Annotated in this window: 19 protein-coding genes; 6 read left to right on the plus strand and 13 right to left on the minus strand. The window is 53.6% G+C overall.

All coding sequences use genetic code 11. From position 1 onward, the window contains the following. Positions 1–89: 89 nt before the first annotated feature. The 9 genes from NHM04_RS02150 to NHM04_RS02190 form a co-directional block, all read right to left on the minus strand. Positions 90–1,307, minus strand: coding sequence for an SGNH/GDSL hydrolase family protein (locus NHM04_RS02150; protein ID WP_254265410.1), 1,218 nt, complete (start codon positions 1,305–1,307; stop codon positions 90–92). 21 nt (positions 1,308–1,328) lie between these two features. Beyond that, a complete protein-coding gene (locus NHM04_RS02155) occupies positions 1,329–2,885 on the minus strand; it encodes a tryptophan halogenase family protein (protein ID WP_254265411.1) in 1,557 nt (518 codons plus the stop codon). Next, a complete protein-coding gene (locus NHM04_RS02160) occupies positions 2,882–4,438 on the minus strand; it encodes a tryptophan halogenase family protein (protein WP_254265412.1) in 1,557 nt (518 codons plus the stop codon). The genes NHM04_RS02155 and NHM04_RS02160 overlap by 4 nt, the downstream gene beginning before the upstream one ends. A gap of 50 nt (positions 4,439–4,488) precedes the next feature. Continuing rightward, positions 4,489–7,602: a TonB-dependent receptor gene (locus NHM04_RS02165; RefSeq protein WP_254265413.1), complete on the minus strand. Its 3,114-nt coding sequence runs from the start codon at positions 7,600–7,602 to the stop codon at positions 4,489–4,491. Between the two features lie 345 nt (positions 7,603–7,947). Continuing rightward, positions 7,948–8,565, minus strand: coding sequence for an NTP transferase domain-containing protein (locus NHM04_RS02170; protein ID WP_254265414.1), 618 nt, complete (start codon positions 8,563–8,565; stop codon positions 7,948–7,950). 11 nt (positions 8,566–8,576) lie between these two features. Further along, positions 8,577–9,560 carry an XdhC family protein gene (locus tag NHM04_RS02175; RefSeq protein ID WP_254265415.1) on the minus strand — a complete coding sequence of 328 codons (984 nt, stop codon included), beginning with the start codon at positions 9,558–9,560 and terminating at the stop codon, positions 8,577–8,579. A gap of 5 nt (positions 9,561–9,565) precedes the next feature. Further along, positions 9,566–11,914, minus strand: coding sequence for a xanthine dehydrogenase family protein molybdopterin-binding subunit (locus NHM04_RS02180; protein ID WP_254265416.1), 2,349 nt, complete (start codon positions 11,912–11,914; stop codon positions 9,566–9,568). Next, on the minus strand, positions 11,911–12,408 hold the full coding sequence (locus NHM04_RS02185) for a (2Fe-2S)-binding protein (protein WP_254265417.1): 498 nt from the start codon (positions 12,406–12,408) through the stop codon (positions 11,911–11,913). Before NHM04_RS02185 ends, NHM04_RS02180 begins: the two co-directional genes overlap by 4 nt. A gap of 59 nt (positions 12,409–12,467) precedes the next feature. Further along, positions 12,468–13,406: an AraC family transcriptional regulator gene (locus tag NHM04_RS02190; protein ID WP_254265418.1), complete on the minus strand. Its 939-nt coding sequence runs from the start codon at positions 13,404–13,406 to the stop codon at positions 12,468–12,470. Positions 13,407–13,603: 197 nt separating this feature from the next. Between NHM04_RS02190 and NHM04_RS02195 the strand changes: the two genes are divergently transcribed. From NHM04_RS02195 to NHM04_RS02205, 3 genes are all read left to right on the plus strand, one after another. Further along, on the plus strand, positions 13,604–14,788 hold the full coding sequence (locus NHM04_RS02195) for an MFS transporter (protein WP_254265419.1): 1,185 nt from the start codon (positions 13,604–13,606) through the stop codon (positions 14,786–14,788). A gap of 6 nt (positions 14,789–14,794) precedes the next feature. Then, complete coding sequence (locus tag NHM04_RS02200; RefSeq protein ID WP_254265420.1) at positions 14,795–15,820, plus strand: alpha/beta hydrolase; 1,026 nt, start codon at positions 14,795–14,797, stop codon at positions 15,818–15,820. Between the two features lie 137 nt (positions 15,821–15,957). Next, positions 15,958–17,565, plus strand: coding sequence for a family 43 glycosylhydrolase (locus NHM04_RS02205; RefSeq protein ID WP_254265421.1), 1,608 nt, complete (start codon positions 15,958–15,960; stop codon positions 17,563–17,565). Positions 17,566–17,646: 81 nt separating this feature from the next. Here NHM04_RS02205 and NHM04_RS02210 read toward each other — a convergent pair whose 3' ends face one another. From NHM04_RS02210 to NHM04_RS02225, 4 genes are all read right to left on the minus strand, one after another. Continuing rightward, complete coding sequence (locus NHM04_RS02210) at positions 17,647–17,994, minus strand: cyclophilin-like fold protein (RefSeq protein ID WP_254265422.1); 348 nt, start codon at positions 17,992–17,994, stop codon at positions 17,647–17,649. A 61-nt stretch (positions 17,995–18,055) separates the two neighbouring features. Beyond that, positions 18,056–18,532, minus strand: coding sequence for a cupin domain-containing protein (locus tag NHM04_RS02215; RefSeq protein ID WP_254265423.1), 477 nt, complete (start codon positions 18,530–18,532; stop codon positions 18,056–18,058). Between the two features lie 65 nt (positions 18,533–18,597). Beyond that, on the minus strand, positions 18,598–19,344 hold the full coding sequence (locus tag NHM04_RS02220) for an SDR family oxidoreductase (RefSeq protein ID WP_254265424.1): 747 nt from the start codon (positions 19,342–19,344) through the stop codon (positions 18,598–18,600). 167 nt (positions 19,345–19,511) lie between these two features. Then, positions 19,512–22,637: a glycoside hydrolase family 2 TIM barrel-domain containing protein gene (locus tag NHM04_RS02225; RefSeq protein WP_254265425.1), complete on the minus strand. Its 3,126-nt coding sequence runs from the start codon at positions 22,635–22,637 to the stop codon at positions 19,512–19,514. 387 nt (positions 22,638–23,024) lie between these two features. On the opposite strand from NHM04_RS02225, the gene NHM04_RS02230 reads away from it, so the two are divergent. The 3 genes from NHM04_RS02230 to NHM04_RS02240 all read left to right on the plus strand — a co-directional run bounded on the left by NHM04_RS02230 (position 23,025) and on the right by NHM04_RS02240 (position 25,603). Beyond that, complete coding sequence (locus NHM04_RS02230; RefSeq protein WP_254265426.1) at positions 23,025–23,315, plus strand: hypothetical protein; 291 nt, start codon at positions 23,025–23,027, stop codon at positions 23,313–23,315. Positions 23,316–23,380: 65 nt separating this feature from the next. After that, positions 23,381–24,667 (plus strand): TolC family protein, encoded by a 1,287-nt coding sequence (locus NHM04_RS02235; RefSeq protein WP_254265427.1) that lies wholly within the window; start codon positions 23,381–23,383, stop codon positions 24,665–24,667. A gap of 3 nt (positions 24,668–24,670) precedes the next feature. Further along, positions 24,671–25,603 carry an efflux RND transporter periplasmic adaptor subunit gene (locus NHM04_RS02240; RefSeq protein WP_254265428.1) on the plus strand — a complete coding sequence of 311 codons (933 nt, stop codon included), beginning with the start codon at positions 24,671–24,673 and terminating at the stop codon, positions 25,601–25,603. The last annotated feature ends 10 nt before the right edge of the window (positions 25,604–25,613 follow it).

Consider the following 25,613-nt stretch of genomic DNA (forward strand, 5'->3'; position numbering starts at 1 on the left):
TAACCAATACTATATTTAACATAATATACATTATGCGCATATATGGTTTTACCCAGGTCGGGAAGCAGGCGCTGTATTACTATTGCTACTTATTCAAACAAAGACAGATCTATGGCCTCAGCCATAGCTCGATAACCGGCTTCACTTAGGTGCAGACCATCGCCGCTGTCGTAATCGGGCTTAAGACGGCCCGGGCGTTTGGGGTCGCTAACCGCGGCGTGAAAATCGATAACGCCATCCAGTTGTTCAGTGGTTCGGATCCAGCGGTTGATGGTTTCGAGTGCTTTAAGGCTGCCGGGGCTTTCGTAACCGGAGCCTTTGATTGGGGTAAGCGTCGCACCGTACACTTTAATACCAGCGGCGTGAGCTTGTTTAATCATGCTCTGGTAGCCTTTGATGATGGCTGCTGCGGTCTCTGGGTTGCCGCTAGCGCCGATATCGTTAATGCCTTCCAGAATAATAAGCCATTTAACACCTTGTTGATTGAGTACATCGCGCGCAAAACGATCCAATCCCGCGGGCCCTAGGCAAAGTCGAGTAACACAGTTGCCGCCGATACCTTGATTTAATACCCCGATATGCTGAGTCTCGGGATGGTTTTGCAGGCGGTTGGCGAGTTCGTCGGGCCAGCGATTTTGTTTGTTGGTGCCAGAGCCGCGACCGTCGGTAATGGAGTCGCCCATAATCGCGATGGCCGCACTATGCTCAGGCGCCCTCACCTCCAGGCCGCTTACAATATACCAATGATCGGTAGTAACGGACTCCGGCATTGTCGTTTGGCTGATTTGGTTGCCGGGCAGAATATAAGAAGTGGTGCGTGACCCCGGGTGTCCGGTAATGCCCTCTGGTACCTGGCCAAATGCAATGGTCACTGCCAGCTGGGAAAGCGGCTTAACCTCTGAACTAACAGCATCGCTGTACACGGCGGAGCCAGGCTCAATGGTAATGCTGCTGTTGCCATTAAAGGTCAGCATTGTTGTGGATTCTGAGTCGATAGCGCTACCGCCTTTGCTGCGCGCCAGAGCAACTTGCTTAAGAGTCACCGGTGCTTCGCTAAACTCGTTAGAGAACCGCATGCGCAATTCAGAGCCGCCTAGCGATACCCGAAAGATCTGGCGCAAGGTGTTTTGTGTAAGCCCGGGCGCTGGAGGGTTGTTGCGCGGTTCGGTGAGCTGGGGCGCCGTAGACCAGCTGCCCACCCAGGCTAATGACGCCCTGGACGATTCACTCTTTTGTGCCGTTGAACAGGCAATGCTTAAGCAACAAGTCAATACGATGAGCAATAGCGGGACTAGACGGCGGGTCATAAATTAGGTTCCTGGTGGCATTTACGGCGCCGCGCAATAGCGACGTATAAAGTCATCATGGCTGGGAAGTGCTGCGGCGGTTTTTTGTACGCCGTCTTTAAGAAGACGCATATTTTCTATCAACGCAGCTTCTGGCACACGATCGACCGGGGCTTCGTAGTTATGCGGGTATACGCCCTGCCCCAGCATTACTGCTAACCAGCTGTGGGGGGTAAAAAGATCCTCGGGCGAGGCAATAACGCGACCACTGCCGCGAAATATATCCAGCTTTTCGGCCAGGGTATCGGGGATTTCCATAGTGCGCACGTAACGCCAGAATTCGGTATCGTCGCGCTCGGTGGCATTGTAATGCAACACAATAAAGTCACGTAGACGCTCGTAATCTGCGGTCATTGCGCGGTTGTAGTGAGCCATTTCGGCTTTATTAAAACCCCGTCCGGGCCAAAGATTGATAAGGCGTTGTATACCCATTTGCGCGAGGTGAATGCTGGTAGATTCCAGCGGCTCGATAAACCCTCCCGCAAGCCCAATGGCAACACAATTTTTGCGCCAAAAATCGCGGCGGTGTCCAGTACGAAACTTTAGGGGTAAGGGGTCGGCAAGCGTTTTACCCGGTAGGTTATCTAATAGCTTACTCAGTGCTTTGTCGTCGCTCTCAAATGCACTGGCGTATACGTGGCCATTGCCGGTTCTATTTTGCAGAGGGATTGTCCAGCGCCAGCCTGCGCTATCTGCCTTTGATCGGGTAAAAGGATCTGTGTCTCCGGTATTCGTGCAGGGTATGGCAAAAGCGCGGTCGCAAGGCAGATAGTGAGCCCAATCTATAAAATCGCTTTGCATTGCCCCTTCTATAAGCAGAGACTTAAAACCACTACAGTCTATAAAAAAATCACCGCAAAGTTGTTCTCCGCTTTTTAAAGTGACCGATTGGATATAGCCGTTATTGCTGTTCTGGGTAACCTCTTCGATGCGCCCTTCTACTCGTGTTACGCCTCTTTTCTCGGCGTAGCGCCGCAACATTTTTCCGTAAAGGCTGGAGTCAAAGTGATAGGCATAGCGCATGGTCGAAAAAATAGCGTTTTCCCCACCCTGGGGTGGAGAAAAACGCCCAAGGAGAGCTGCGCTAGCGCAGAGGTTATACTGATTAATGTCATCTGCAGCCGAGGTTATGTTGGTATTATTTTGCTTTGAGGTAATGTGTCTTAGGCGAAGCCAGAGTTGATGGAAGGCAAACTCAGGCGTGTCGCGACCGTAAAAACCAAAAGGATGAAAGTAGCGATCACCCTTTTTGTACCAGTCGATAAAATCTATCCCCAGTTTAAAGGTTCCCTGGCACTCGCGGAGAATATCCGGCTCCTTTAACCCCAGAAAATCGTTAAACTCAATTAACGTAGGAATAGTGGCTTCACCCACGCCAACCACTCCTATTTCTTCCGACTCGACTAACGTTATGTCTGTGTCAGGTGGAGAAATCCGCGCAATAGCCGCTGCACACATCCAACCGGAAGTTCCACCTCCGACAATGACGACTTTGTTAACCGACTCTCTGCTTTGCTCATGACTGCCTTGGTTAATCATTGCCGCATCCCTGTACTGGGGCGAAACCCATTGGCAACCACTTCGCGAATTAGGTCGCGATGTGTGGGCACCGCGCTGGTGGCGTTATAGCTTTGCTGGCGAATGCTTTCAAATTCCCTTTTGGCATCCTGGTAAAATCGCAACGCCCCAGATCGACCGGAAATATCCGTTTTAAAGTCCATGCCGTACAAAATATATTGCCAGCTGTTCTCATCAAAAATATCGTGACTGGCATCGATATCCAAAAATGACGGTGGCCTGTGACGCCACTGCTCAAGCTTACCTTTCAGGTAGTCGGAAGCCGTTGCAGGGTCGCGATTGTCGCGCCAAAAGGCGGTGTCATCGCGCCGGCTTAAATAATAATGCAATTTAATAAAGTCGATAACGTGCTCAAAGCGTTTAGTCATGGCGTCGTTAAACTGCTTGGCCGATCTTTCGGTATCACCGGACCAGGGGAATAAATTACAAAGCATTAGCGCGGCCACTTCGGCGAAGCTAATGCCGGTGGCTTCTAAGGGTTCGATAAAGCCCACCGAGAGACCGATGCCGACACAGTTTTTGTGCCACTGAATTTTGCGAAACCCGGCCTCAAAGGACAGTTGGCGGCAAGGTAAGTCGTTGGCCTGTGATCCGATATGGCGACGCAAGGTGTCGGCCGCCTCGTCGTCGCTGCAATGGCGCGATGAGTACACATAGCCCAGTCCACGCCGATCATGTAGACCAATATCCCAGGTCCAGCCCGCGTCTTTCGCGGTGGCGTAAGTGCACGAGGGAATGGGTGCGTCGGGCTGGGTGTAAGGCACTTGCATAGCGACTGCTCGGTCGCAAAATAGTTGATCTTTATACGAAGTAAACTCTGACCCCAAGGTTTCGCCAATCAAGCGCGCGCGAAAACCCGTGCAATCGATATACAAGTCGGCACTGAGTTCGCCGTGAGAGCGCCCCTGCACCGATGCGATAGCGCCTTGATCATCTAATTTAACCGCGTCGATGGTGTCGATCAGTCGCTTTACGCCCATTTCCATAGCGCGGCGACGCACCAGTTGTGCCAGCTTTCCGGCGTCGAAATGATACGCGTAATTTAACGGCGCTTTGTAATTGGGGTGAGTGATAAGTTTGGGGGCAAGGCTCGCGTTAACCGCTCGCTCTTGCACGGTACAGGCTTCGGCCCAGGAGGTGTCCCCTGCGACTCCGAGCAGCCAGTAGGGTAATAAGTCCATATCGGTGTGCTGTGAACACACCTGAAATGGATGAAAATAGGTGTCATCCGGGTTGTCGGCCGGGTTGTGTTTCCAGTTATTAAAACGAATGCCTTGTTTGAAGGTCGCCTCTGCCTCGCGGATTAAATCGCTTTCGTCCAGGCCAATACGTTCCATGGTTTTGCGAATAATGGGAAAGGTACCCTCGCCTACGCCGAGGATACCGATCTCATCGGATTCAACTAAAGTGATGGAAACTCCGCCTGGGGTGTCGGCCGCCAGCATGCGCGCCATATAGGCCGCTGTGATCCAGCCTGCGGTTCCCCCCCCGACGATCAGGACACTCTTGCTCATCTTGCTACCTCTTATTGTTTCTTATGCTCAAGAGCGTCCCTATTTCTCAGTTAAAAGTCAAACCCTAGGTGGAGGCTGATGCGACGGTCCGTGACAAACACGGCGCGGTCAACATATCGCCCATCCAAAATTTCCATCTCGGTACGCTGGTCCTCGTTGGTTAGATTCTGAATATTCAGCTTAACGTTCATCGCATCGGTTAATTGATAAGAGAAGCTCGCGTCCAGTCGACCTGAGGCCGCAGCGTAAACCGGCAAACCGAATTGGATTTCCTCCCCTGTCATGGTGTCGGTGTAGACGTTGGTGGTACCCGAGTCGTTGGTGGTGGTCAGATAACGGTCACGCCAGTTCCAAGCCAAGCGTGCGCTGAAATCTTCATAGTCATACAGCAGCGTGGTCGAGTAAGCCCACTCCGACAGGCCGATCACTGGCACGCTCAACTCATCGCCGTTGATGTCAAGGGCAAAGGCGTCGGGCGAATCATTGTCGATGTAGGTCATGTTGGCGCTGACACCAAAACCACTGAGCCATCCCGGTAAGCTGTCGAAGTACGTCCGACCACCCAACTCGAAGCCTTGAATAATGGTATCTTCGTCGGCGTTAAAGTTTGTGCGGCTGGATACGGGACCATCCAGAAACTCGGTGCCACTACCATCCAGAAATGTGGATTGCGGATAGTCGTCAGGCACAAAGAACTCGCTCGCACCCACCGAGAAATTGTTAAAGGTAATATAGTTGTCGATGGTTTTGTGGAACAACGACAAGTGCATAGTGGTGCCGCGATTGGGATACCACTCCACCGAAATATCGTGGTTTAACGAAATTTCTGGTTCCAGCGTTGGATTACCCGTGGTGTTTGTATAACCGCTAAAAATCGCGGGAATAGAAACATCATCGTCCGGGTAAATGGCTGCCAGCTCATCGTTAATCGGATTTTCTGTAGTTTGCACTGAAGCGGTACCCTGGGCGCGAATATCGGGGTAGCGCGGCGGGGTTAAAGTGCGAGTGAGCGCGTAGCGGAAAATCCAACCCTCTACTGGCTCAAACTTAATATTGAACGATGGCAGGAAGTAGTCGTTTTCGTAACTACCAAGGCGCTGTTTCTCGTAACCCACGCTCTGCATGGTAAGCGGGGGCTGCCCTTCATTTTCTTCTTGCCAGGCCATTACGTTTTCCAGGCCACCCATGGCTTCTACCGAGGCTTCAGCATCTGCAAGGCTTGCATAGTAATCGGCGCCGCCGTTATAAGTGAAGTTGCCTTCACTTTCTATATCATAGTTAACCCAACGCAAGCCAATATTGCCGCTAAAGTTCAACCAGGGTGAGCTACTGTCATTGGCAAAACCGACCATTGCGTAGGCGGATTGGGTTTTGTGGTTGGTATCGTAGAACGATGGCAGCTGGTCAAAGTTGCGATTGCGCAGCGTGTCTTCGGTGCTGTACAGATAGGTCGTGGCTTCCGGGTCGGCACACTGGTAATGCAAGTCTGGACCGCACGCCAGGTAGGTGTCGTAAACCCGGTCAAATTGCTCAGATGAGTTTACTTGACGGGTGGGCACCCAAACACTGCCCAAAGCCTGCTCGTCGCCTTTAAAGAAGTTAGAGAACTCCTCCAGGTAGAAATCACCTTCGGGCGCTGTGCTTACGTAGGGGCGCGGTACGCCATTCCAGTTGCGGCCTGTTGCTGACCACCAGGTGCCGACGAAGTTATCAGACTCTTCGCGATCGGCGACACGACCACCCACAGCGAGCTTTTTGAAAAAGCCATCACCAATTTCGAAGTTGGCGTCTAGCTGGAACGCGTGAGCTTCGGCATCGTTTGACGTGTCAAGCCAGTTAATGCGTGACAGGCCGATATCGGCGGGATCGGTGGATAGCGGAGTTTCAAATTCTGCCCAGGGACGGTCGCCGGACATGTCCATGTTGGTGCGCATAATTTGCGGAATAGCCGCACTACCCAGGCTGTATTTGCCCGAGCTTGATTCTGCCTCAACGTACTGGTAGCTACCACTGATATCCCAGGTTTCCTGCTCAAACTTAAACCCGGTGCTGTGATCGGCTGTGCTGCTAAAACCTGGGGTGTAGCTGGAGTTCATACCCACGGCGATACCCGAATCCAGACCGGTATTGGAAATTCCGCCGCGTACAAACACGCCATCGTCAAATTCGGCGCCATCAAATACGCCTACAGGAGTGGCAGGTTCCAAGGCCAGAATTTGGCTGTCGCGATTACTTTCGCGCTCAGAGATAAACGTGGTGTGGAAAAATTCTAAGTTCTCGTTAGGTGCCCATTGCAGTGCGCCATAATAGCCTTTGCGTACCCGTTCGAATTGATCTTCGGTTTGACGCATACCACCGGGCACATAAACACGCTCGCCATTGTATTCAGTGGCATAGTATGGAGGGATAATAATATTGCTATCGTGAGACGCAATTTTTGAATAGGCGGCATCCAGTAAAATACCAAACTCACCAAAGTCGGTGTCGAAACGGTTGGTGATCATGCCCGATGCCGCGGGTGTGACTTCTTCGGCGAAGTCACCGTAATCGGCAGACAGAGCGACATTTGCACTGAAGCCTTCAAAGTCAAACGGCATGTGAGTTTCAAGGTTAACCGTGCCAGATACGCCGCCTTCGATTAAATCAGCGCGACTGGCTTTATAAACGGTTACCGATTTCAACAGCTCGGGACCGACATCGGCCCAGCTAAGACCCGAGCCACCATTGGCAGAGAAGACTTCGCGGCCATTGATCAAGGTCTTAGTCTTGTTTAAACCGCGGACTTGAACCCCTGAGCCTTCAAACGCGAAACCGTCGGGAGAGCCTTCACTGCCGGCGCGAATACGGTTCATGGTCACACCGGGTGCACGCTCTAGAATTTCCAGTAGTGAGGTGTTCGGCACTTTGCCGGCTTCATCCAACACGATGGAATCGCCGATGGTGTCCGAGTCTCGTTTAAGGTCAATGGCGTTTTCCAGGGCTCGACGCTGGCCGGTAACCATAATTTCTTCAATCGCAACTCCCTCTTCGGCCTCAGGCGCTGGGGCGTCTTGAGCTAGAGCGGGGTACGAGCAGGCCATAACTGCGGCTGCCAGAACAGACCGGCGGAAACCCGGTGCGGTGCGATAAGCACTAGTACGGGAATAACATGAGTTTTTATTCATTATTATCTCAAACTGCCACTTGTCGGCAGTTCCTCCTTTTGTCGGTTTAGCCGCTGGCGCGGTGCGACACGCCCGATTGGGGCAGCAATGCGGCTTGGTTATTAGGGTAAACCGGAAGGTTCCGGCGACTTAGTACTGCCACCCCATGATAGTCACACGGACTATTAGCGGGTGTCAATATACTTGTATACTAGTAACCATAATAAATTGAGATTATATGGCCTGCTGCTTAAAAGTTTGGGTTGGGTCGTGCGACGCGACGCCATTGTTCTTCGTGAGATTAGAGGGTTACCGGTGAAAATATGGGGCAGGCAGCTGCGTAAGTAGCAGTATGAATTAGGGCTCTCAGCGACTAGGGAAGTCCTGGGGGCAATTGATATCCCGGCAGCTGCCTGGGTCGTCAACTGGGATATTGACTAAGCTTTGGCGGTTTTGTTGCACAAAACCAAGCCCTGCCCGTTCGCCACTCAGCGCGGATAAGTCCTCCCAAAAGTGACGGCCAAACACCACAGGATGGCCCGGCGTGGCTTTGTAAATCGGCCGGACAATACGATTTTCCTCTGCCGCCGCACATACCATGTTTAGGGTTTGTAACCCGATGAACGGCATATCCCCCAAAAATACCGCGGCACTGGTCACTTCTGGCGGACAACGATCAACCAGCGCACAAAAGCCCTCTGCCATGGATTGCGCCTGGCCCAGATGGGCCTTTTGTGCACGAATTACTTGGGTGTCGGGAGGTACGCCCAGTCGCTCGGTATAGTCTTCGGCGCGAATCACTACCTGCACCTCGGCGAAGTGACGCTGCAGCAGAGTGATGGTATGGCACAGCAAGGTTTTGCCGTCGAATGTTTCGGCGCGCTTGTCTTGGCTTCCGAAACGCCTGGAGTAGCCTGCGGCCAGTATCAACGCCACTATATTCGAATGTTGGCCGGGAGATTTTGAGCTAGGTTTGCTTGTCATGGGTGCGACACTTATAGCGCGTCTCGTTTTTTGTGGCGCCGGCATCTGACAATATCGGCCATCACCGCCAGGGCAATTTCCGCGGGCGTTTTACTGCCCAGGGCTAAACCAATGGGCATATGAATGCGCGCTACTTGCGCCTCGTTCAGACCGCCACTGCGCATCAATCTGGCTGCGCGGTTTTGTGATGTGATTTTGGAGCCCATCACTCCAATATAAAAGGCATCGGTATTCACCGCTTCCATCATGGCTAAATCATCGATACGGGGATCATGGGTGAGAGCCACAATAGCGGTAGCGGCGTGTGACATTTGCGCGCGCGCGATCGTGATGGACGGCAACTCTGCGCGAAGGGATACGCCATGCTGCGGCATAGCCTGCAATGCCTCGGGGCTGGGGTCGCAAATGATCACCTCGTAATCCAGCGCCCGAGCAAATTCGGCGCAGTAAGCCGATACCGGCGACGCCCCGGCAATAATCAACCGGGCTGCCGGACCGACGCGAACAAGTAGGTTATCACCCTGCTCCTCAACTCTGGGGCCAAGCCCGCTATCCTCCTCAAGGTTGGCCTGTTGTTTGGCCAAGCAAATTTCGCGCACCAAACAGGTCTGCCCCTGAAGCGCCCCCACCAAATGTTGCATTAGGCGGTTGTTGTCGTCGCCAGGGGTTAGCTTTTCGATTAAAACCTCAAGCAATCCACCGCAGGGCAGGCTTACCCCCGGCACGGTATTTTCATCGGGATCTGTACCCCCGTAGCGAAGCTTTTCAAATGCCTGGGTAAACGCTCCCGCTTTCAGTTGGTCGAGAAAGTTTTCCTCAACGCAACCGCCAGAGAGCGAGCCGCAGTGGGCGCCATCGGCTTTGGCAACCATCATGGAGCCCGGCTCGCGCGGCGAGGAGCCAAAGGTGGCGATAACCGTCGTCAGCCAGATCGTTTCGCCCTGGGCCAGCCACTGCTGAGCTTGCTCTAAAACTTGTCGGTCGAGCGCGAGCATCGAAACTAACCGGCGTTTGTGGCGAGCTGTTGCTTGATCGGCAAGGTGCGAATACGCGTGCCGGTTGCGGCAAAAATTGCGTTGCAAATCGCCGGTGCCACTGGTGGCAGGCCTGGCTCCCCTACTCCGCCAATAGGAACATCAAGCGAGTTATTGACATTGTGGGTGTGAATTTCTGTGGGAACATCGGTCAACCTGGGGATTAAATAGTCGTGAAAGTTCGACTGCGCGATGGCACCCTCTTGCGCGGTTATTTCAGTCATCAGTGCAATGCCGACTCCCATGGCGAAGGCGCCCTCAAGTTGCGAGCGAACGCGGTCGGGGTTTACTTGCGGCCCACAGTCAAAAGCAATGTCGGCCCGGTGCACAATCACTTTGCCTTTGTTGTCGACTTCCACATCCACCACCATGGCGCAATAGGAGACAAAACTGTGATGCACGGCCAAACCCAGACCACGGTTAGGGGGCATCTCTTTACCCCAGCCAGCCTCCTGAGTCGCTCGCTCAATTACCTGCCGGTAGCGGCCCACATCAATGGGGTATTCATCGGGGTTTTCACCATAGTTCCAGGTGGCCCCCAGAGTGCGCGGATCAATTTTTCGCGCGGGCCCTAACAACTGCAGCAAAAAGTCGCGGTGATCTTTACCGGCGGCCGTGGCCAGCTCGTGGACAAAACTTTGAATCGCAAAAGCGTGGGGAATGTTATAGACCGAGCGAAACCAGCCGATGCGAATATGCCCCATAGCTTCGCCGGTTTCCTGCTGTATGGCGGGAATTTGAAACGGCATATTGCGAATACCCTGGCCCACTTCCATGGCCGATTGGTGGCCATCATCGGGGGCGAACAGCGACATAATGCTCGGCGACACCGAGCGGTGTAACCAGCCGGTGACGGTGCCATTTTTATCCAGGCTGGCTTGCATATGTTCCAGTGCCACCGTGTGAAAGAAGCTGTGCTGAATATCGTCTTCGCGTGTCCACTGCACGCGCACTGGGCGTCCGTCTAATTGTTTGCTCAGATCAATCGCTTCAAAAACATAATCGGGCTTGGCCTTACGACCAAAACCACCGCCCAGTAGTGTGCAGTTAATCGTAACCTGCTCGGGTTTTAGGTTTAGGCGTTTGGCAACACCGTCGCGCGCGGCCTGGGGGTTTTGCACCGAGGTCCAAACTTCGGCGCTGTCTTTACCGATACGGGCAATGGCGGCGGGCGGCTCCATGGGCGCCTGGGTCATGTGAGGTGCATAGTATTCGGCGCTGACGGTTTTATCCGCCTCGGTCAGGGCGGCCTTTATATCACCCTGGCTGCGTACCGCTTTGCCCGGTTGGTTGGCGGTCTGTTGCAGCTGTTTTTTGTAGGCGACTGAGTTGTAGCTGCCATTAGCGCCTGCGGGGGTGTTATCCCATTCGATGTTAAGTGCTTTGCGGCCCTGAATGGCCGCCCAGGTGTTGCTGGCAAGCACTGCAACACCGCCCAAAGGCTCGTAACCCGATGGCTGCGATGCGGTGCTAAGAGTAAGAATTTTTTCTACCCCGGGGATTTTTTTTGCCTCTCGATCATCGACCGATTTGATCTTGGCACCGTAGGCCGGAGGCCGGGCAATAACGGCGTAGAGCATATTGTCAAAGAAGGTATCGGCGGCGTAGATGGCTTGGCCGTTAACAATGTCCTGTCCATCAATTGCCAGTGGTTGCTGATGATTTGTATTTTTAAAACTGCCCGGCTCGCGCATAATGTAGCGCCACTGTTCGGGTTTTTTAAGTTGCAGTGATTCGCGTGGTGGAACCGCAAGCTCAGCGGCGGCTTCGGCCAACTCGGCAAAGCTTAAGCGGCGAGCGCTGGGGGTATGTACCACCTCGTGAACGTCGGTGCGGCATTCACTCACATCCACCTGCCACTGTTTTGCCGCGGCTTGCTCAAGCATGGTTCGCGCGGCGGCGCCACAGCGGCGCAGCGGATCAAACCAGTGGCGCATGGAGCGTGAGCCGTCGGTATTTTGGTTGCCGTACTTTTCTTCGTGGGCAATTGCCTGGTGGACTGTTACGCGGTCCCAGTCTGCGCCCATTTCGTCGGCAATCACCATGACTACGCTAGTGCGAATGCCCTGCCCCATTTCGGCCCGATGATTGACGATGCTGACAGAACCGTCGGTGTTGATACTGATAAACACCGTGGGATCATCGACCCAGCCATGAGCCATTCCTTCGGCGCCGTACTGTTTTTCCTGTCCGTCTTCGGCCAAGCCCAAATTCCAGCGCGCCGCGAGTACCAGTGCGGCACCGGTGCCGACACCTTTGAGAAACCGGCGACGACTGACGTTTGCGATTTGTAAGTTGTGCGGATCGGTGCTCATGCTTTTACCTCCGTAAACAGTGAGGTATCCACCGCCGCTGTGGAGGCGTCGGCGGCGCGGTGAATCGCCTTGCGGATGCGGGTATAGGTTCCACAGCGACAAAGGTTGCCGGCCATGGCGTCATCAATCTCTTGGTCGTTCGGGTTCGGTTTTTTCTTGAGCAAGGCAACCGCGCTCATGACCTGACCACTTTGGCAGTAACCGCACTGAGCGACGGCTTCATCCATCCAGGCGCGCTGGACTTTTTGCCCCACAGGGTCGTCAGCCATGGCTTCAATGGTGGTGACGTTTTTACCCACCGCGGCCGAAACGGGGGTTACGCAGGATCGTATCGCAGCGCCATCCAAATGCACGGTGCAGGCGCCGCACACAGACATGCCGCACCCGAATCGAGTGCCGGTTTTCTTGACAATATCGCGCAAAACCCACAGCAGCGGCATGTCTGCCGGGACGTCAAGCTCGGTGGCTTGACCATTTATTGTTAGGCTAATCATTGCGGTTCTCCGTCACATTTGCGGTTGAGTTACGGTTGCTCTTTTTACTGAAATTCGTTTTATGACACAGTCTTGGTCGCACTTTGACGCATATTTTGAACATCGCGTTTGGGCGATGCGCCGAATAAGCGACTGTATTCGCGACTGAACTGCGAAGGGCTTTCATAACCTACTGTGTAAGCCGCCTGGGCGGCCTCATAATTTTGATTGACCATCAATCGTTTGGCTTCATTTAAGCGCAGCCACTTTTGATACTGCAGCGGACTTTTGGCCGTGAGCTTGCGAAAGTAATGATGAAGACTTGAGCTACTCATTTGCACATGCGCCGCCAAGTCTTCTACTCGCAGTGGTTCATTATAGTGGGCTTTAAGCCAGTCGATAGCCCGAGATATGCGCTGGCTTTGGCTTCCTGCAGTAATGATTTGTAAAAGCCTGGGGGCGATATCGCTTTGCAGCAAGCGAAAATGAATCTCTCTTTCGATAAGAGGGGCCATTACCTCAATGGCATTCGGCTCGTCGAGTAAGCATAACAAGCGATAGAACGGTTGCAAAAAACCAGAGCTCACAGAACCGATGACCGCACTTTCCTCCGGTTCACGCTCACGCGGTGGATGCAGCTGAATCTGCGCCATCAGCTCTGTCATTATGCTGACATTGAGTTTAAGCACCAAGCCCAAGCAGGGATGTTCGGGGCTTGCTTGCAGTATTTGTGAGCTCGCGGGGTGGTTGAGCGAAGTAATCAGGAAGTGGTCAGCGTTGTATGCGTAGACTTGATCGCCGACCAGCAACTGTTTTGCGCCACCGGCCACTAACACAATACTGGGCTCTACCAGGCAGGGGCACGGCTCCGTTGGGGTGTTTCGTCGAAAGAGCGACAACCCTTTAATGGCGGTGCTTATATCGACTTCGTGATCGCGAGTGCGGCGCTCGATGTCCGTTGCTAGATAACGCTGAAGTGAACTCAGAGTGGCGGTATTGCTGTGCGCCTCTATGGACATAATCTTCTCCTAATTGCGGTGTTTTAAACCATAGGGTGTCGCCTATCCGCTGTCGAGCAGTTTTCCCTGTATTTGCAGGATTAGGCAATAAAACCGGGGGATCTTTCTACCTTAAGCCAAGCCCGCCCAGCCAATATGGCAAGCCTGCGAGTTAGCAGCAACGCTCCTTCGCTAACAGTGGAGTAGAGGCTGATGGAATGAGTTTAAAAGTACAACCGAAACAGGTGCACCCCTGGGCAGGCGTATGTTCCATGTCCCTTTGTGTGGCACTGCTGATTGCCGCAGAGTTTATGCCGGTGAGCTTGCTTAGCCCCATGGCTACAAGCTTGCAAGTCAGTGAAGGGCGTGTGGGTCAGGCCGTCGCAATCAGCGGGCTGTTCGCTGTTTTCAGTAGTCTGTTTGTCACAACTTTAGCTGGGCGCTGGAATAGAAAATCCGTTTTACTGGGTATGACAACGCTGCTGTTCGTTTCATTAGTATTGATGACTGTAGCGGTCAGCGTTGAGGCTTTGATGCTTTCGCGCATTCTGCTGGGCATCTGTATCGGTGGATTTTGGTCTTTGGCTACATCTGTAGTCATGCGCTTGGTCGCCGCCCATGAGGTCTCGCGCGCCCTGGCAATAATGTATTCCGGCCAGGCTTTTGCCGCGGCGTTTGCTGCGCCTATGGGAAGTTTTCTCGGCGCGTTTGTCGGGTGGCGCGGAGTATTTGCCCTGCTCGTACCTGTCGTGGTGATTAATTTTATTTGGCAATGGCGAGTGCTTCCCTCTTTGCCCAATGCTCATGCTCTGTCGGTCGCTGCGCTGTTATCACTTTTTAAGCGTCGTTACTTTGTGAGGGGGATTGCTGCGGTCATTTTTACCTTTGCCGGTGCATTCGCCATGTTCACCTACTTGCGCCCCTTTTTAGAAACCGTAACCAAAGTTGATGTTAATGCCTTATCGGCTCTTTTCTTAGTCCTGGGGCTAGCCGGTTTTGTAGGTACTTGGGTGAGCGGAAAGCTCGCTCATCGGCACGCCATCGGGCTGATTCGATTTCTACCCTTGGGGATGGCCCTGATTACCTTGGGCCTCATTTTTTTGGGGACAAGTATTGGGCCCACTGCTGTATTGCTGGCCATCTGGGGCGCGTTAAATACCACCTTGTCGGTAGCCTGGATGGCGTGGCTATCACAAAACCTTGACGACGTTCCCGAGGCTGCTGGCAGCTTGATGGTCGCCGCCATTCAGGCGGCGATATTAACCGGCTCGGCACTCGGCGGTTGGGTGTTGGACGTTCGGGGAATCCAGGCGACATTCCTTACCGCTGTGCTGCTTTGTGTCGCGGCATTGTTAATCATTGGCCCAGGGCGCGGCTTAGCCAAGCGTGCTTCAACATTGTGAGGTTTTATGCAAAAAGTTTTTGGATTTTTGTTTTTTATTTTAATGTCTATTCACTCAAAGGGGGCCGATATGTCACAAGGAGCAGATAACTTTTACCAGAGCGATAAAGTTACCATCGAGAAAGTAAGCTTTAACAACCAGTACCAGATGCGTGTTGTCGGCAATCTATTTATGCCAAAATCGGCTGACCGCAGTAAGCCGCATCCAGCGATTATTGTGGGGCACCCGATGGGCGCGGTAAAAGAGCAAAGCGCTAATCTTTATGCCACCAAAATGGCAGAACTGGGCTTTATAACTCTCTCGTTGGATTTACCTTTTTGGGGCGAGAGTGAAGGTCATCCGCGCAACGCTGTATCGCCTGATATGTATTCAGAGGCGTTCAGCGCGGCGGTGGACTTTCTCGGCACGCGCGATTATACCGATCGTGATCGTATAGGTGTCATCGGGATTTGTGGCAGCGGCAGCTTTGCGATTAGTGCCGCAAAAATTGACCCGCGCCTAAAAGCCATAGCTACCGTGAGTATGTACAACATGGGCGCGGCTAACCGTCATGCGCTGAATAAATCTCTAACGCTCGAGCAACGTAAAGACATCATCGCCAAGGCGGCGGAGCAGCGCTATGTTGAATTTGATGGTGGTAAAACCGAATACACGAGCGGCACTGTCCATGAATTGACGCATGAGACTCATCCGATTCAACGTGAGTTTTTTGATTTTTATCGCACGCCTCGGGGTGAATTTACACCGGCCAGTAGCTCTCGCGACTTAACGACGCATCCGACGTTTTCCAGTAATACCAAGTTTATGAACTTCTACCCTTTTAACGATATTGAGACGATTTCACCCCGTCCTATGTTATTTATCAGCGGTGATAAGGCGCACTCTAAGGAGTTCAGTGAAGACGCGTACCGTTTGGCGGGCGAGCCCAAAGAGCTCTACTGGGTTGAAGGGGCCGGTCACGTGGATTTGTACGATCGCACGCAATTAATTCCTTGGGAGAAGCTCGAACAATTCTTCTCTAGAAATCTCTAGGTTGGCAATCAAACTCTGGACCTTTAGAGCCTCAGAAACGGCTGAGGCTCCAAAGGTGGGCGGGGCTGGTCGTCGCTTTAACGTAATGCTAATATCTGGTTTTTATATATAAAAACCAATTTAGAGAGTCCGCTAGCATGAATCCAACCAGACGCACGCTTTTTAAGGCCGCTCTTGCCGGCGCTGCCACCCCCGCTTTAGCCGCCGGCGCATCAGCCAAGCCTTGCCCTCCGCCACTGCCTCAGCACAACCACGGAGTAGAGGGCCAGCGAGTTGCCGACTTAGGCAACGGCATGTTCTTAAACCCTATCGTCTCCGGTGACCACCCCGACCCGACTATTTTGAAAGACGGCGATGATTACTATATGACCTTTTCGTCGTTTAACGCTTACCCGGGCATTGTGATTTGGCACTCCAAGGATTTACTCAACTGGACGCCGGTAACCGCCGCCTTAACCCAAAATATCGGCACCGTGTGGGCGCTGGATTTGTGTAAACACGGCGATCGCTACTATGTGTATATTCCCGCCCTGCCCCCGGGCAAAGGCTGGGGTACTTACGTGATTTGGGCCGACGATATTGCCGGGCCCTGGAGCGATCCGGTGGATATGAAGTTGGACAACTGCATTGACCCGGGCCACGCCGTGGGCGAGGACGGCAAGCGTTATTTGTTTGTCAACGGTATTCGTAAAGTGCGCTTAACCGACGATGGGCTGGCCACCGACGGCGAGCTGGAACCGGCCTACTCTCCCTGGCGTTATCCCGAGCACTGGATTACCGAAAATTTTGCCCCCGAGGGGCCCAAGTTGCTCTATCGAAACGGCTACCACTATTTGGTCACTGCGGTAGGCGGTACGGCGGGCCCCGTAACCGGGCATATGGTAATCGCTGCCCGCTCCCGCTCTATTCACGGCCCCTGGGAGCACTGCCCCCACAACCCGTTGGTGCGCACCCTGTCAGAGGATGAACCCTGGTGGTCGCGCGGCCATGCCACCCTGGTTGAGGGCCCGGGCGAGCAATGGTGGATGGTCTATCACGGCTACGAAAACGGCTACCGCACCTTGGGGCGACAAACCCTAATGGAGCCGATTGAATGGACCGATGACGGCTGGTTTAAAGCCCTGGGCGGGGATTTGTCTCAGCCGTTGCCGGCGCCGCAAAAGCCCGCGAATTATAACTCCGGCACTTTTGCCCTGTCGGATGACTTTAGCGAGAACAAACTAGGTATTCAGTGGAGTTTTGACAGCCCTAAGGTGGCCGCCGAACAGCGAGCCCGCTACGGCGATAAGCGTTTGCTGTTAACAGCCGACGGCAATGGCCCGGCGGATACGTCTCCGTTAACGTGTTTTCCCGCCGACCATGCCTACCAGGTAGAAGTGAATCTGGATATCGAAGACGACGCGGAAGCCGGTATCTTGCTGTTTTACAATCACAAAGCTTATGTGGGCTTAGGCTTTACTAAAGACGTGGTGAAAAACTATCAATACGCCGAAGAGCACCCCTGGGCGGCGGTTCAAATCCCTTCGCGCTCGGTGCGGGTGCGGCTGATTAATGACAAGCACGTGGTGACTTATCAGTACTCTCACGATGGCGGCAAAAGCTGGCGCACTCATCCTACACGCATGGAAGTATCGGGTATTCATCACAATGTGTTTGGTGGCTTTTTAAGTTTACGTGTCGCCCTGTATTGCAGCGGCGAAGGTCAGGTCGCGCTCTCTGATTTTACCTACCGAGCCCTGAGTTAATCTGAGCAGCCGACGCTTGTTAATGGCCGGTTAGTTAGCAAGTGGGTGCCGCCCTGGAGCGGCGCCGGTTGCCATTGGTGCTCAAATACTTAGACTCGCCCTCTCCCAATCCAGCGTCAAAAACCTATCGATATCGCCATCGCATTTGCCCAGGTGAATAAGCCCACGGGCGTATCCGGTGTCTTGGTAAAAAAGCGCGAGGTTTCCCCAGGGAGCGTAGTACGCCAAGTCGCCGGCTTTGGCATCGCAGCCATCGGGGGCAAGCCGCGTGTCTAGGGGTGTGGGTAGGTAGGCGATTTTTTCGCTTGCGGCAAAATCTTCCCAGCTTAGCGCTAGAGGTAGCTGCGCCATTAGTGCTTGGGTGTATGGCCGCTCAAGCAGCTGTATGGGCAGCGACTGTGCGCCAATGGTAAGCACTATGGTAGACATCTCAGGCTCCGAGAATTCTTGAAAACGGCCAGTAGCTGCCCGGCAGCCACTGGCTTTGAGGCTATTGCTGATATTGCTTATCGGTCACCGCTTCCTGCCAATTGACCACTTCGCCGTCAGCGAAAAATTGAATGGCCATATGCGTCATGCCCACCGAATCACTGGCGCCGTGCCAGTGCTTTACCCCGGGCGGTGTCCAGACGACATCGCCGGGTTTAATGGTTTCTACCTCTCCACTTTCCTGTTGCACCCAGCCAACGCCGCTGGTGACGATCAGATACTGGCCGCCGGGGTGGGTGTGCCAGTTTGAGCGCGCGCCGGGTTCAAAGGTGACATAAACAGCGGCGCCCTTGTCTTGGTCCGAACCGTCAAACAGCGGATCAATGCGCGCCGAACCGGTAAATACCTTGGCTGGGCCCTCTACCGAGGCCTGTTCGCCGTTACGGGTGATGGTCATGGACGGGGTGGATTCATCGGCCCATGCGGTTGCTGTGGTGGCCAGTACGCTGGCAACCAGCGCCGAGGTAAATGTTTTCATGGTCTGTCCTCCTTGTTCACATTAGCGATTAAAACGGTTACCGCCGCCGTTAGCGGCGGTGGGTATTACACTTCTTGCGCGGTGGGACGAAATAAAATCTCGTTAATGTCGACATCTGCTGGCTGCTCCAGCGCAAAAGCGACCGCCCGGGCAAAGGAGTCGGCGGGAATGGCGACCTGCTCATAAAACGCCTTCATGCCTTCAGCAACTTCCGGGTCGGTGATGGAGTTGTTTAACTCGGTGGCTACCGCGCCGGGCGATAAGATTGTGCTGCGGATATTGTAGGGCGTCATCTCCATCCGCAGGCCTTCGGATATAGCGCGCACCGCGTGTTTAGTGGCGCAGTAAACGGTGCCCGGCGGCAATACTTTGTGCCCGGCTACCGAGGATACATTGATAATATGGCCGGATTTACGCTCTTGCATGTGCGGTAAGGCGGCGGCAATGCCGTAGAGCACGCCTTTAATGTTGACATCAATCTGCTGATCCCACTCACTCACCTGCAATTTTTCCAGCAGTGCCTGAGGCATAATGCCAGCGTTGTTTAGCAGTACATCCACTTTGCCAAAGGTGTTCAAAGCCGTTTTGATCAGCGCTTCGACTTGATCGCGCTGGGTAACATCGGTCTGCACCGCGACGGCGTCGGCACCGGTTTTACTCAATTCATCTGCCAGGGTTTGAATGCGGTCCATGCGGCGGGCGCCCAGTACGAGTTTGGCGCCGCGCTCAGCCAAGTGGCGAGCAGTCGCCTCGCCCAGGCCACTGCTGGCTCCGGTAATAACAACAACTTTTCCTTCAATATTCTGACTCATAAAAACCTCTAACGGATAGCGTGATCGACAGGTTTAGTATGGGGGCTGTGATGGATACTTTATAGGCACGATTCTGGAGGGTTCTTGCCTATTCCTCTGGTGATAAAGAAGTTTGAGCAAGTGTAGAGAGGAAAAGCCGGCACGGTGGGGACCGTGCCGGTAAGCGTTTACTGCAAGGGTTGCAGTTGCAGAGTCAACTGCCAGTTTTGCTGCTTGCTGGGCAGCAAACGGTAGGGCTCATAGGGCGTGGCGCCCCAGCTGTTGTCCCCACCGACGCCGCGCTGACGCAGATCTAATGTCACTTCAGTTAAGGGGCGCGGCACAATATCAATGGCATGGCGATTGGGGCCATCTATCGGATGGTCAAAATCGGCAATTGTATTGTGATGCGCAGAGAAGTCGAATTGAGGGTCTCCGAAAATCTTCAAACCGACACCTTGGTCGTTTCGGATTTCCAGCCATCGTGTATCACTGCGATTGCCGTTTTCCTGCGGACGGATGTAGTGCGTATAAAGGTCGATCACCTCGGCGTGATAAATACCTAAATCGGCACCGTACTTGCGATCCTGATAGTTGGCCCAGGGGCCACGACCATACCAGGCGACCTGATCAAATCCATCCGGCATTTGCATTTTCAGGCCAAAACGTGGCATCTCGGGCAGGTCAGGCGAAAGCTCGGCCTGGTAGTCTACGGCAACGGCCCCATCGGCACCGACGCGATAAGTGACACTGCCATCACTATTCAGCGACGCGAAGTGCAGTTGGAAGCGCACTATGGCCTTCCCTGCATCACGCTCCACGCTTACATCGGTGACCTCGGCTTGCGCGCCCGCATCTTTATAAAAAGATGCGGCTTTTTCGCCTAACTTGTTGCCGTAGTCCTTATCGGTTAGCGCGCGCCAAAAGTTTGGCAAAAGCCCCTCTTTAACCAGCTCGGTGCCTGCCACGCTATAGCTCGTCATGCGGCCTTGTTCGGTATCAAACACTATTGCGACGTCGCCGCTGCTAATAGTGATTTGGCTATCGCTTTCTTCTACCGTCAAATCTTTCGCCGCCTGTAGCGGCTCAGCAGCGGGCGCTTGTTGCAACACAAACTGTTCGCTCGCGACTTTGTGGCCGGCGGGTATAACACCTTCTTGCTCACCCTGGGTGAAGGCAAAGTTCACAACATACTCGGCATCGGGGCTCATGGCGTAGTTCTGCAGTTTTTCCACGACAAGCTCGGTGCTCTCTTGCGGTGCGGTGTCCAGTGCGGGCAGCTGGCCTTCGGCCACTTGAGTGCCGCTTTCCAGCAAGGTCCACGTACCTTCGACATAACTCAAGTCCTTAAAGAAGTTGCGGTTAACCACTCGATAGCGACCCTGATCCACCTGCTCTACGGCAATGTTCTGATAAACCTTTTCGACTTCCTTCAGCATAGGGAATGGGGTGCGATCAGAGCTGACCAGACCGTTGGCAAGGCCGTTACCCGCATTGCGGGTTCCTTCCGGCGACAAGTCGCCGCCATAGGCTAGGTATTGTTTTCCTTCGGCATTGGTACCGTAAAGGCCTTGATCGGCCCAATCCCAGACACTACCGCCCTGCACTTGCGGGTGTTCGTAGACAAAATCCCACAGCTCTTTTAGGTTGCCGCCACTGTTGCCCATGATGTGTGCGTACTCAACCCAGATGAACGGTCTATCGGGATACTTGCCAAGGTACTGAGTTTCGATTTCCTCGATCCCGGCGTACATCCAACCCAGGGCGTCGGTCATCTTTTCTTTGTACCACTGTTCGCGCGTTTCATACTGCACGATCCGGTTATCTTCCATCTCTTTAACCATCTCGTAAGCGGCCGAGATGGTCGGTCCGGGACCGATTTCGTTGCCGAGCGACCAGGAGATAATAGAGGGATGGTTTTTATCGCGCTCGACCATTCCGCGCACGCGATCCAGCAGAGCCTCTTTGAATTGCGGATCATTACCCAGGCTGCCTTCTTCTTCAAAGCCAAAGCCATGAGCTTCCACATTGGCCTCGTCGATAACGTACAAGCCGTACTTGTCACACAGCTGATACCAGTATGGATCATTGGGGTAATGAGCAGCACGCACCGTGTTGATGTTATGACGTTTCATCAGCTCGATATCTTCGTGCATGCTTTCGCGACTGACTACATGTCCGGTGCTCAGCACATGTTCATGTCGGTTAACGCCTTTAATGAGAATCGGTTTGCCGTTGACCAGAAGCTGCCCGCCTTCAATCGCCACACTGCGAAAGCCGATGGGCTGGCGCACGATTTGGTCGTCCTCACCCGGCTGACTCAGTGTGAGCCACAAGTCGTACAGCTTGGGGGTTTCGGCGGACCACGCACTCACATTTGGAAACACGTGGCCGAGCTCGACGTTAGAGGTTTGCCCGGCATCAATTGACAGGGATGTGTCCTTCTCCCACAAGAGCTCGTCTCCGTCATAGACGGCGGATTTCAGCGTGACATCCTGCGCTTTGGTGCGCGTATTGGCCACCTCGACCTCTAAGGCCAACTCCCCGTCGCGGTAGTCGTTTTTAAGCGATGCGTCTGCATGGAAATCCCACAATTGGGTTTTGGGCGCTACCTGTAAAAACACATCGCGCAACACACCACTCATGCGCCACATGTCCTGATCTTCCAGATAGCTTCCGTCGCTCCAGCGATACACTTCAATCGCCAGAGTGTTATTCCCCGCCTTAACAACATCGGTAATATCGAATTCGGCAGGCAGTTTGCCATCCTCCCGGTAGCCGAGTTTTTCTCCGTTTACCCACACGTAAAACGCGGAGTCAACACCACCAAAATGGAGAATGATCCGCTGGTCCTGCCACTGCTCCGGTACGGTAAAGTCACGGCGGTAGGAACCCACCGGGTTGTACTCTGGCGCATAGGGTTTGTTCACGGGAAAGGCGTAACCGTGGTTGACGAAAATCGGATGATCGTAGCCCTCCAGCTGCCAGTTTGACGGCACGGGAATCAGCGGCCAGTCGGACACATCAACACTGGGCTTGTAAAAATCCATAGGGCGCTGCGCGGGCTTTTCGACAAAATTAAAGTGCCATTCCCCGTTCAGTGAGTGGTACAGGCTCGAGTCTCGGTCGGTGCCCGTTTTGGCCTTTTGCGCATCGGTAAAGGTGGCAAAGTAGGCCCGATCGGCCAGTGAGCCCTGATCGAAAATAGCCGGGTTCTCCCACTCAGGGGGCGATTCTGACGCCTGAGCCTGGCCCTGTTTCTCACTGTTGGCTGAGTACTGGCAAGCTGAGACCGAAAGGGCCCCTGCTAGCATGACCAAACGCCGATTGTTAAGAAGGTTTAAAAGTTGCGAAAGCACGGGTTTTATCCTTATTAATTGTGGAAATTGCTGTTTTGTCGCCGCCTTAGCTATTTTCAGTTTATTTGTTGGTGCGCGTTAATATTAAAAATCGTTTAAAAACAGTATTTTAAATAGCTTAAGTCAGAGAGTTTTTATATATGAATATAATACAATAATACTTTTTATGGGCTTAGACAAGATTGGCGAGAGCATTGAGAAGAGACTGGGTGTTTGTGATGAGGTATGCGTGTTAACATTCCCCTCTTACTTAACTTACGGACCTGTGTGTTCGGATATTTGCTTAGGATCGCTTAAGTGGCGCTGCGTTTAAAACAACTTAGTTTCGTCATGGTAATACTTATGCTGCTGCAATCATTGATTGCGGCGGCTGAGCTGACGGCCAGCGTCGATACCAGTGACCCTCACCACGCCACGAATGAAAGTGGCTTGATGCACGACGCGGATGTCGAACCAGGAAACGAAGACAGCTGTGACCATTGTTGTCAGTGTCACAGTCACTGCTCTCATTTAACCCTTACCACGCAGCAGTTCTCTTTAGCTGAATACGGCGCTGACCGCGTGCCCTCTTCTTTATTTATCGGCGCTCTTACTCGTATCCCCTCCTCCATAGATCGGCCTCCCATCGTTTAACCCTCACATTGCTTTTTTAACCTTGCGCCTTGTGGCGCCTGATACGCAATAAAAAGGGTTTATGAATGAAATCATTGAGCCTTATCGCGGCGAACCGTTGTATCGGTTCGTTGTGGTATGTCATTAGTATTGTATTGCTTGTGCCCGCCGCGCAGGCAGTAACGCTGGCCGAGGTAAGTGAAAAAGCCTTGTCCGCCAATCCGGATTTACAAGTTTTTCAGTACCGCTCTCAGCGGGCCAAAGCACAGGCTGAAACTGCCGCTTTGAAGCCGGCCTACGAGCTTGCGCTTGAGGCCGAAAATTTTGCCGGTAGCGGCGAGTTTGCAGATTTTGATAACGCCGAGTACACCGTCAGTTTGAGTTCGGTGGTTGAGTTGGGTGGTAAGCGCAACGCGCGTTTGCATGCCGCCGATAGCCGCATGGCGCAATTGCAGTACCAGCGCGAAGCAGAATCTTTATCGCTTTTGGGGCGAGTAAACCGTACGTTTATCAAACTGCTTGCATTGCAAGAGCAACAGCGAGTGAATCAGCGCGCTACTGAACTGGCCGAATCATCCTTGCAGATGGTTAGCTTGCGGGTCAGTCGTGGTGCCGCACCGTCCGCCGAGAAGCTTCGCGCGCAGGCCTTGCTGGCTGAAGCACGTTTACAGCTAGACGCCACCAGTGCTGCGATAGAACGCCAGCGTTTTGAACTGGCAAATTTCTGGGGCGGCACACCACAAGAGGTTGGCGAGGCGGATGGCCGCTTGTTCCAATTCCCCCGGCCAGCAACTTTCGCCGAACTGTGGCAGCAACTTGAGTCTGCCCCGGTCAATCAGCAGCTGGCCGCCACTGTCCGCTGGCGCGAGGCAGAGCTGGCATTAGCCGAAGCCGACGCCAGCAGCGACTTAAGCTGGCGTTTGGGCTTAAAACAACTGCAAACCAATAACGATACCGCGTTAGTCGCGGGTGTTGCCGTGCCGTTATTTTCTCAGGGCCGGGCGAGCGGATCGATCAACACGGCAAAAGCCGCGCGAGAAATAGCGGCCAGTGAGCAGCGCGCTTCACTGCTGCAATTGCGCCAGCGTTTGCACACCGCCTGGAGTTTGCAGCGTGAATATTCCCAGCGGGCGCTGCGCATTCGCGAGCACATCATCCCCGCCTTGCAACAAGCCGCAGAGCAAACCAAGCAGGCTTATCAGCGCGGCCGGTATAGCTATGTGGACTGGGTGAGCGCCCAGCGAGAACTTTACCAAGCCGAAATAAACGCGATTGATGCCGCCGCTGAGGCGCTTGCCAACCAGACTCTTATCGAACAGTTAACCGCTCGCCCTTATGGGGCCGAGGCGGTAGAAAAATCATTGCAGGAATAAATTATGTGGATACAAAACGTACTTTTCGTGTTGATCGCCGCATTGCCTTTGGTGGTTAACGCGTCGGACGATCACAACCATGCAGACGATCATGAACACGAACACGAACACGAACACGAAAGTGAGCACGCCGACAGCACTGAAATTGAAGAGTCTATGGCGCTGCGCTCAGGGGTTGTTGTTAGCGTTGCGGCAGAAGGAAAAATTGAGCGGCATGTGCAGGTGTACGGCACACTGCAAACGCCCCCTGAGCAGTTTGCCCAGGTGCGCGCGCGATTTGCTGGCCTGGTCAAAACAGTGGCGGTGAATGTGGGGCAAAACGTTAAGCAAGGCGATGTTTTAGCGGTCATTGAATCGAACGATAGCTTGCAGAACTACGAACTTCGCGCGCCAATTGCAGGGGTTATTCAGCATCGTGCGGTAAATCCAGGGGAAATAACCTCTGCCGACCCGCTGTTCACCATCATTGGCAATGAAACCCTGTGGGCGAATTTACACATATTCCCCGCCCAACGTTTTGATGTGGCCGTAGGGCAAAACGTTCATATTCAACACAATGGCCATACCCATGAAGGCGCTATTGCGCACCTTGTGCCCGGTAGCGGCGAAACTCCCTATGTGATTGCCCGAGTTCATTTGCAAAACACGCACAAGGATATGGTGCCCGGCGATATGTTGAGCGCACAGATCGATGTGCAGCTTATGGTGGCGGACGTGGTTGTGACCAGTGAAGCGGTACAGACCCTTGAGGGCAAAGACGTGGTTTTTGTACAGCAGGGCCAGTACTACATTGCCCAGCCCGTTGCGGTGGGTGCGAGCGATGGTGTGCACACGCAGATTCTACAGGGGCTGGAACAAGGCGAGCGTTATGTCGCACGCAACAGCTATTTAATTAAAGCGGATATCAAAAAATCCGGCGCCGCCCACAGCCACTAAGGAGTCGCAC

Source organism: Gilvimarinus sp. DA14 (genome assembly GCF_024204685.1).
Lineage (GTDB): Bacteria > Pseudomonadota > Gammaproteobacteria > Pseudomonadales > Cellvibrionaceae > Gilvimarinus.

Coding starts and splice junctions, on each gene's coding strand:
- NHM04_RS02160 (WP_254265412.1), bottom strand. CDS start 4,438: ATGAGCAAGAGTGTCCTGATCGTCGGGGGGGGAACCGCAGGCTGGATC.
- NHM04_RS02180 (WP_254265416.1), bottom strand. CDS start 11,914: ATGAGCACCGATCCGCACAACTTACAAATCGCAAACGTCAGTCGTCGC.
- NHM04_RS02205 (WP_254265421.1), top strand. CDS start 15,958: ATGAATCCAACCAGACGCACGCTTTTTAAGGCCGCTCTTGCCGGCGCT.
- NHM04_RS02235 (WP_254265427.1), top strand. CDS start 23,381: ATGAAATCATTGAGCCTTATCGCGGCGAACCGTTGTATCGGTTCGTTG.
- NHM04_RS02165 (WP_254265413.1), bottom strand. CDS start 7,602: ATGAATAAAAACTCATGTTATTCCCGTACTAGTGCTTATCGCACCGCA.
- NHM04_RS02200 (WP_254265420.1), top strand. CDS start 14,795: ATGCAAAAAGTTTTTGGATTTTTGTTTTTTATTTTAATGTCTATTCAC.
- NHM04_RS02225 (WP_254265425.1), bottom strand. CDS start 22,637: ATGCTAGCAGGGGCCCTTTCGGTCTCAGCTTGCCAGTACTCAGCCAAC.
- NHM04_RS02210 (WP_254265422.1), bottom strand. CDS start 17,994: ATGTCTACCATAGTGCTTACCATTGGCGCACAGTCGCTGCCCATACAG.
- NHM04_RS02185 (WP_254265417.1), bottom strand. CDS start 12,408: ATGATTAGCCTAACAATAAATGGTCAAGCCACCGAGCTTGACGTCCCG.
- NHM04_RS02175 (WP_254265415.1), bottom strand. CDS start 9,560: ATGCTCGCGCTCGACCGACAAGTTTTAGAGCAAGCTCAGCAGTGGCTG.
- NHM04_RS02155 (WP_254265411.1), bottom strand. CDS start 2,885: ATGATTAACCAAGGCAGTCATGAGCAAAGCAGAGAGTCGGTTAACAAA.
- NHM04_RS02220 (WP_254265424.1), bottom strand. CDS start 19,344: ATGAGTCAGAATATTGAAGGAAAAGTTGTTGTTATTACCGGAGCCAGC.
- NHM04_RS02195 (WP_254265419.1), top strand. CDS start 13,604: ATGAGTTTAAAAGTACAACCGAAACAGGTGCACCCCTGGGCAGGCGTA.
- NHM04_RS02240 (WP_254265428.1), top strand. CDS start 24,671: ATGTGGATACAAAACGTACTTTTCGTGTTGATCGCCGCATTGCCTTTG.
- NHM04_RS02170 (WP_254265414.1), bottom strand. CDS start 8,565: ATGACAAGCAAACCTAGCTCAAAATCTCCCGGCCAACATTCGAATATA.
- NHM04_RS02230 (WP_254265426.1), top strand. CDS start 23,025: ATGCTGCTGCAATCATTGATTGCGGCGGCTGAGCTGACGGCCAGCGTC.
- NHM04_RS02150 (WP_254265410.1), bottom strand. CDS start 1,307: ATGACCCGCCGTCTAGTCCCGCTATTGCTCATCGTATTGACTTGTTGC.
- NHM04_RS02190 (WP_254265418.1), bottom strand. CDS start 13,406: ATGTCCATAGAGGCGCACAGCAATACCGCCACTCTGAGTTCACTTCAG.
- NHM04_RS02215 (WP_254265423.1), bottom strand. CDS start 18,532: ATGAAAACATTTACCTCGGCGCTGGTTGCCAGCGTACTGGCCACCACA.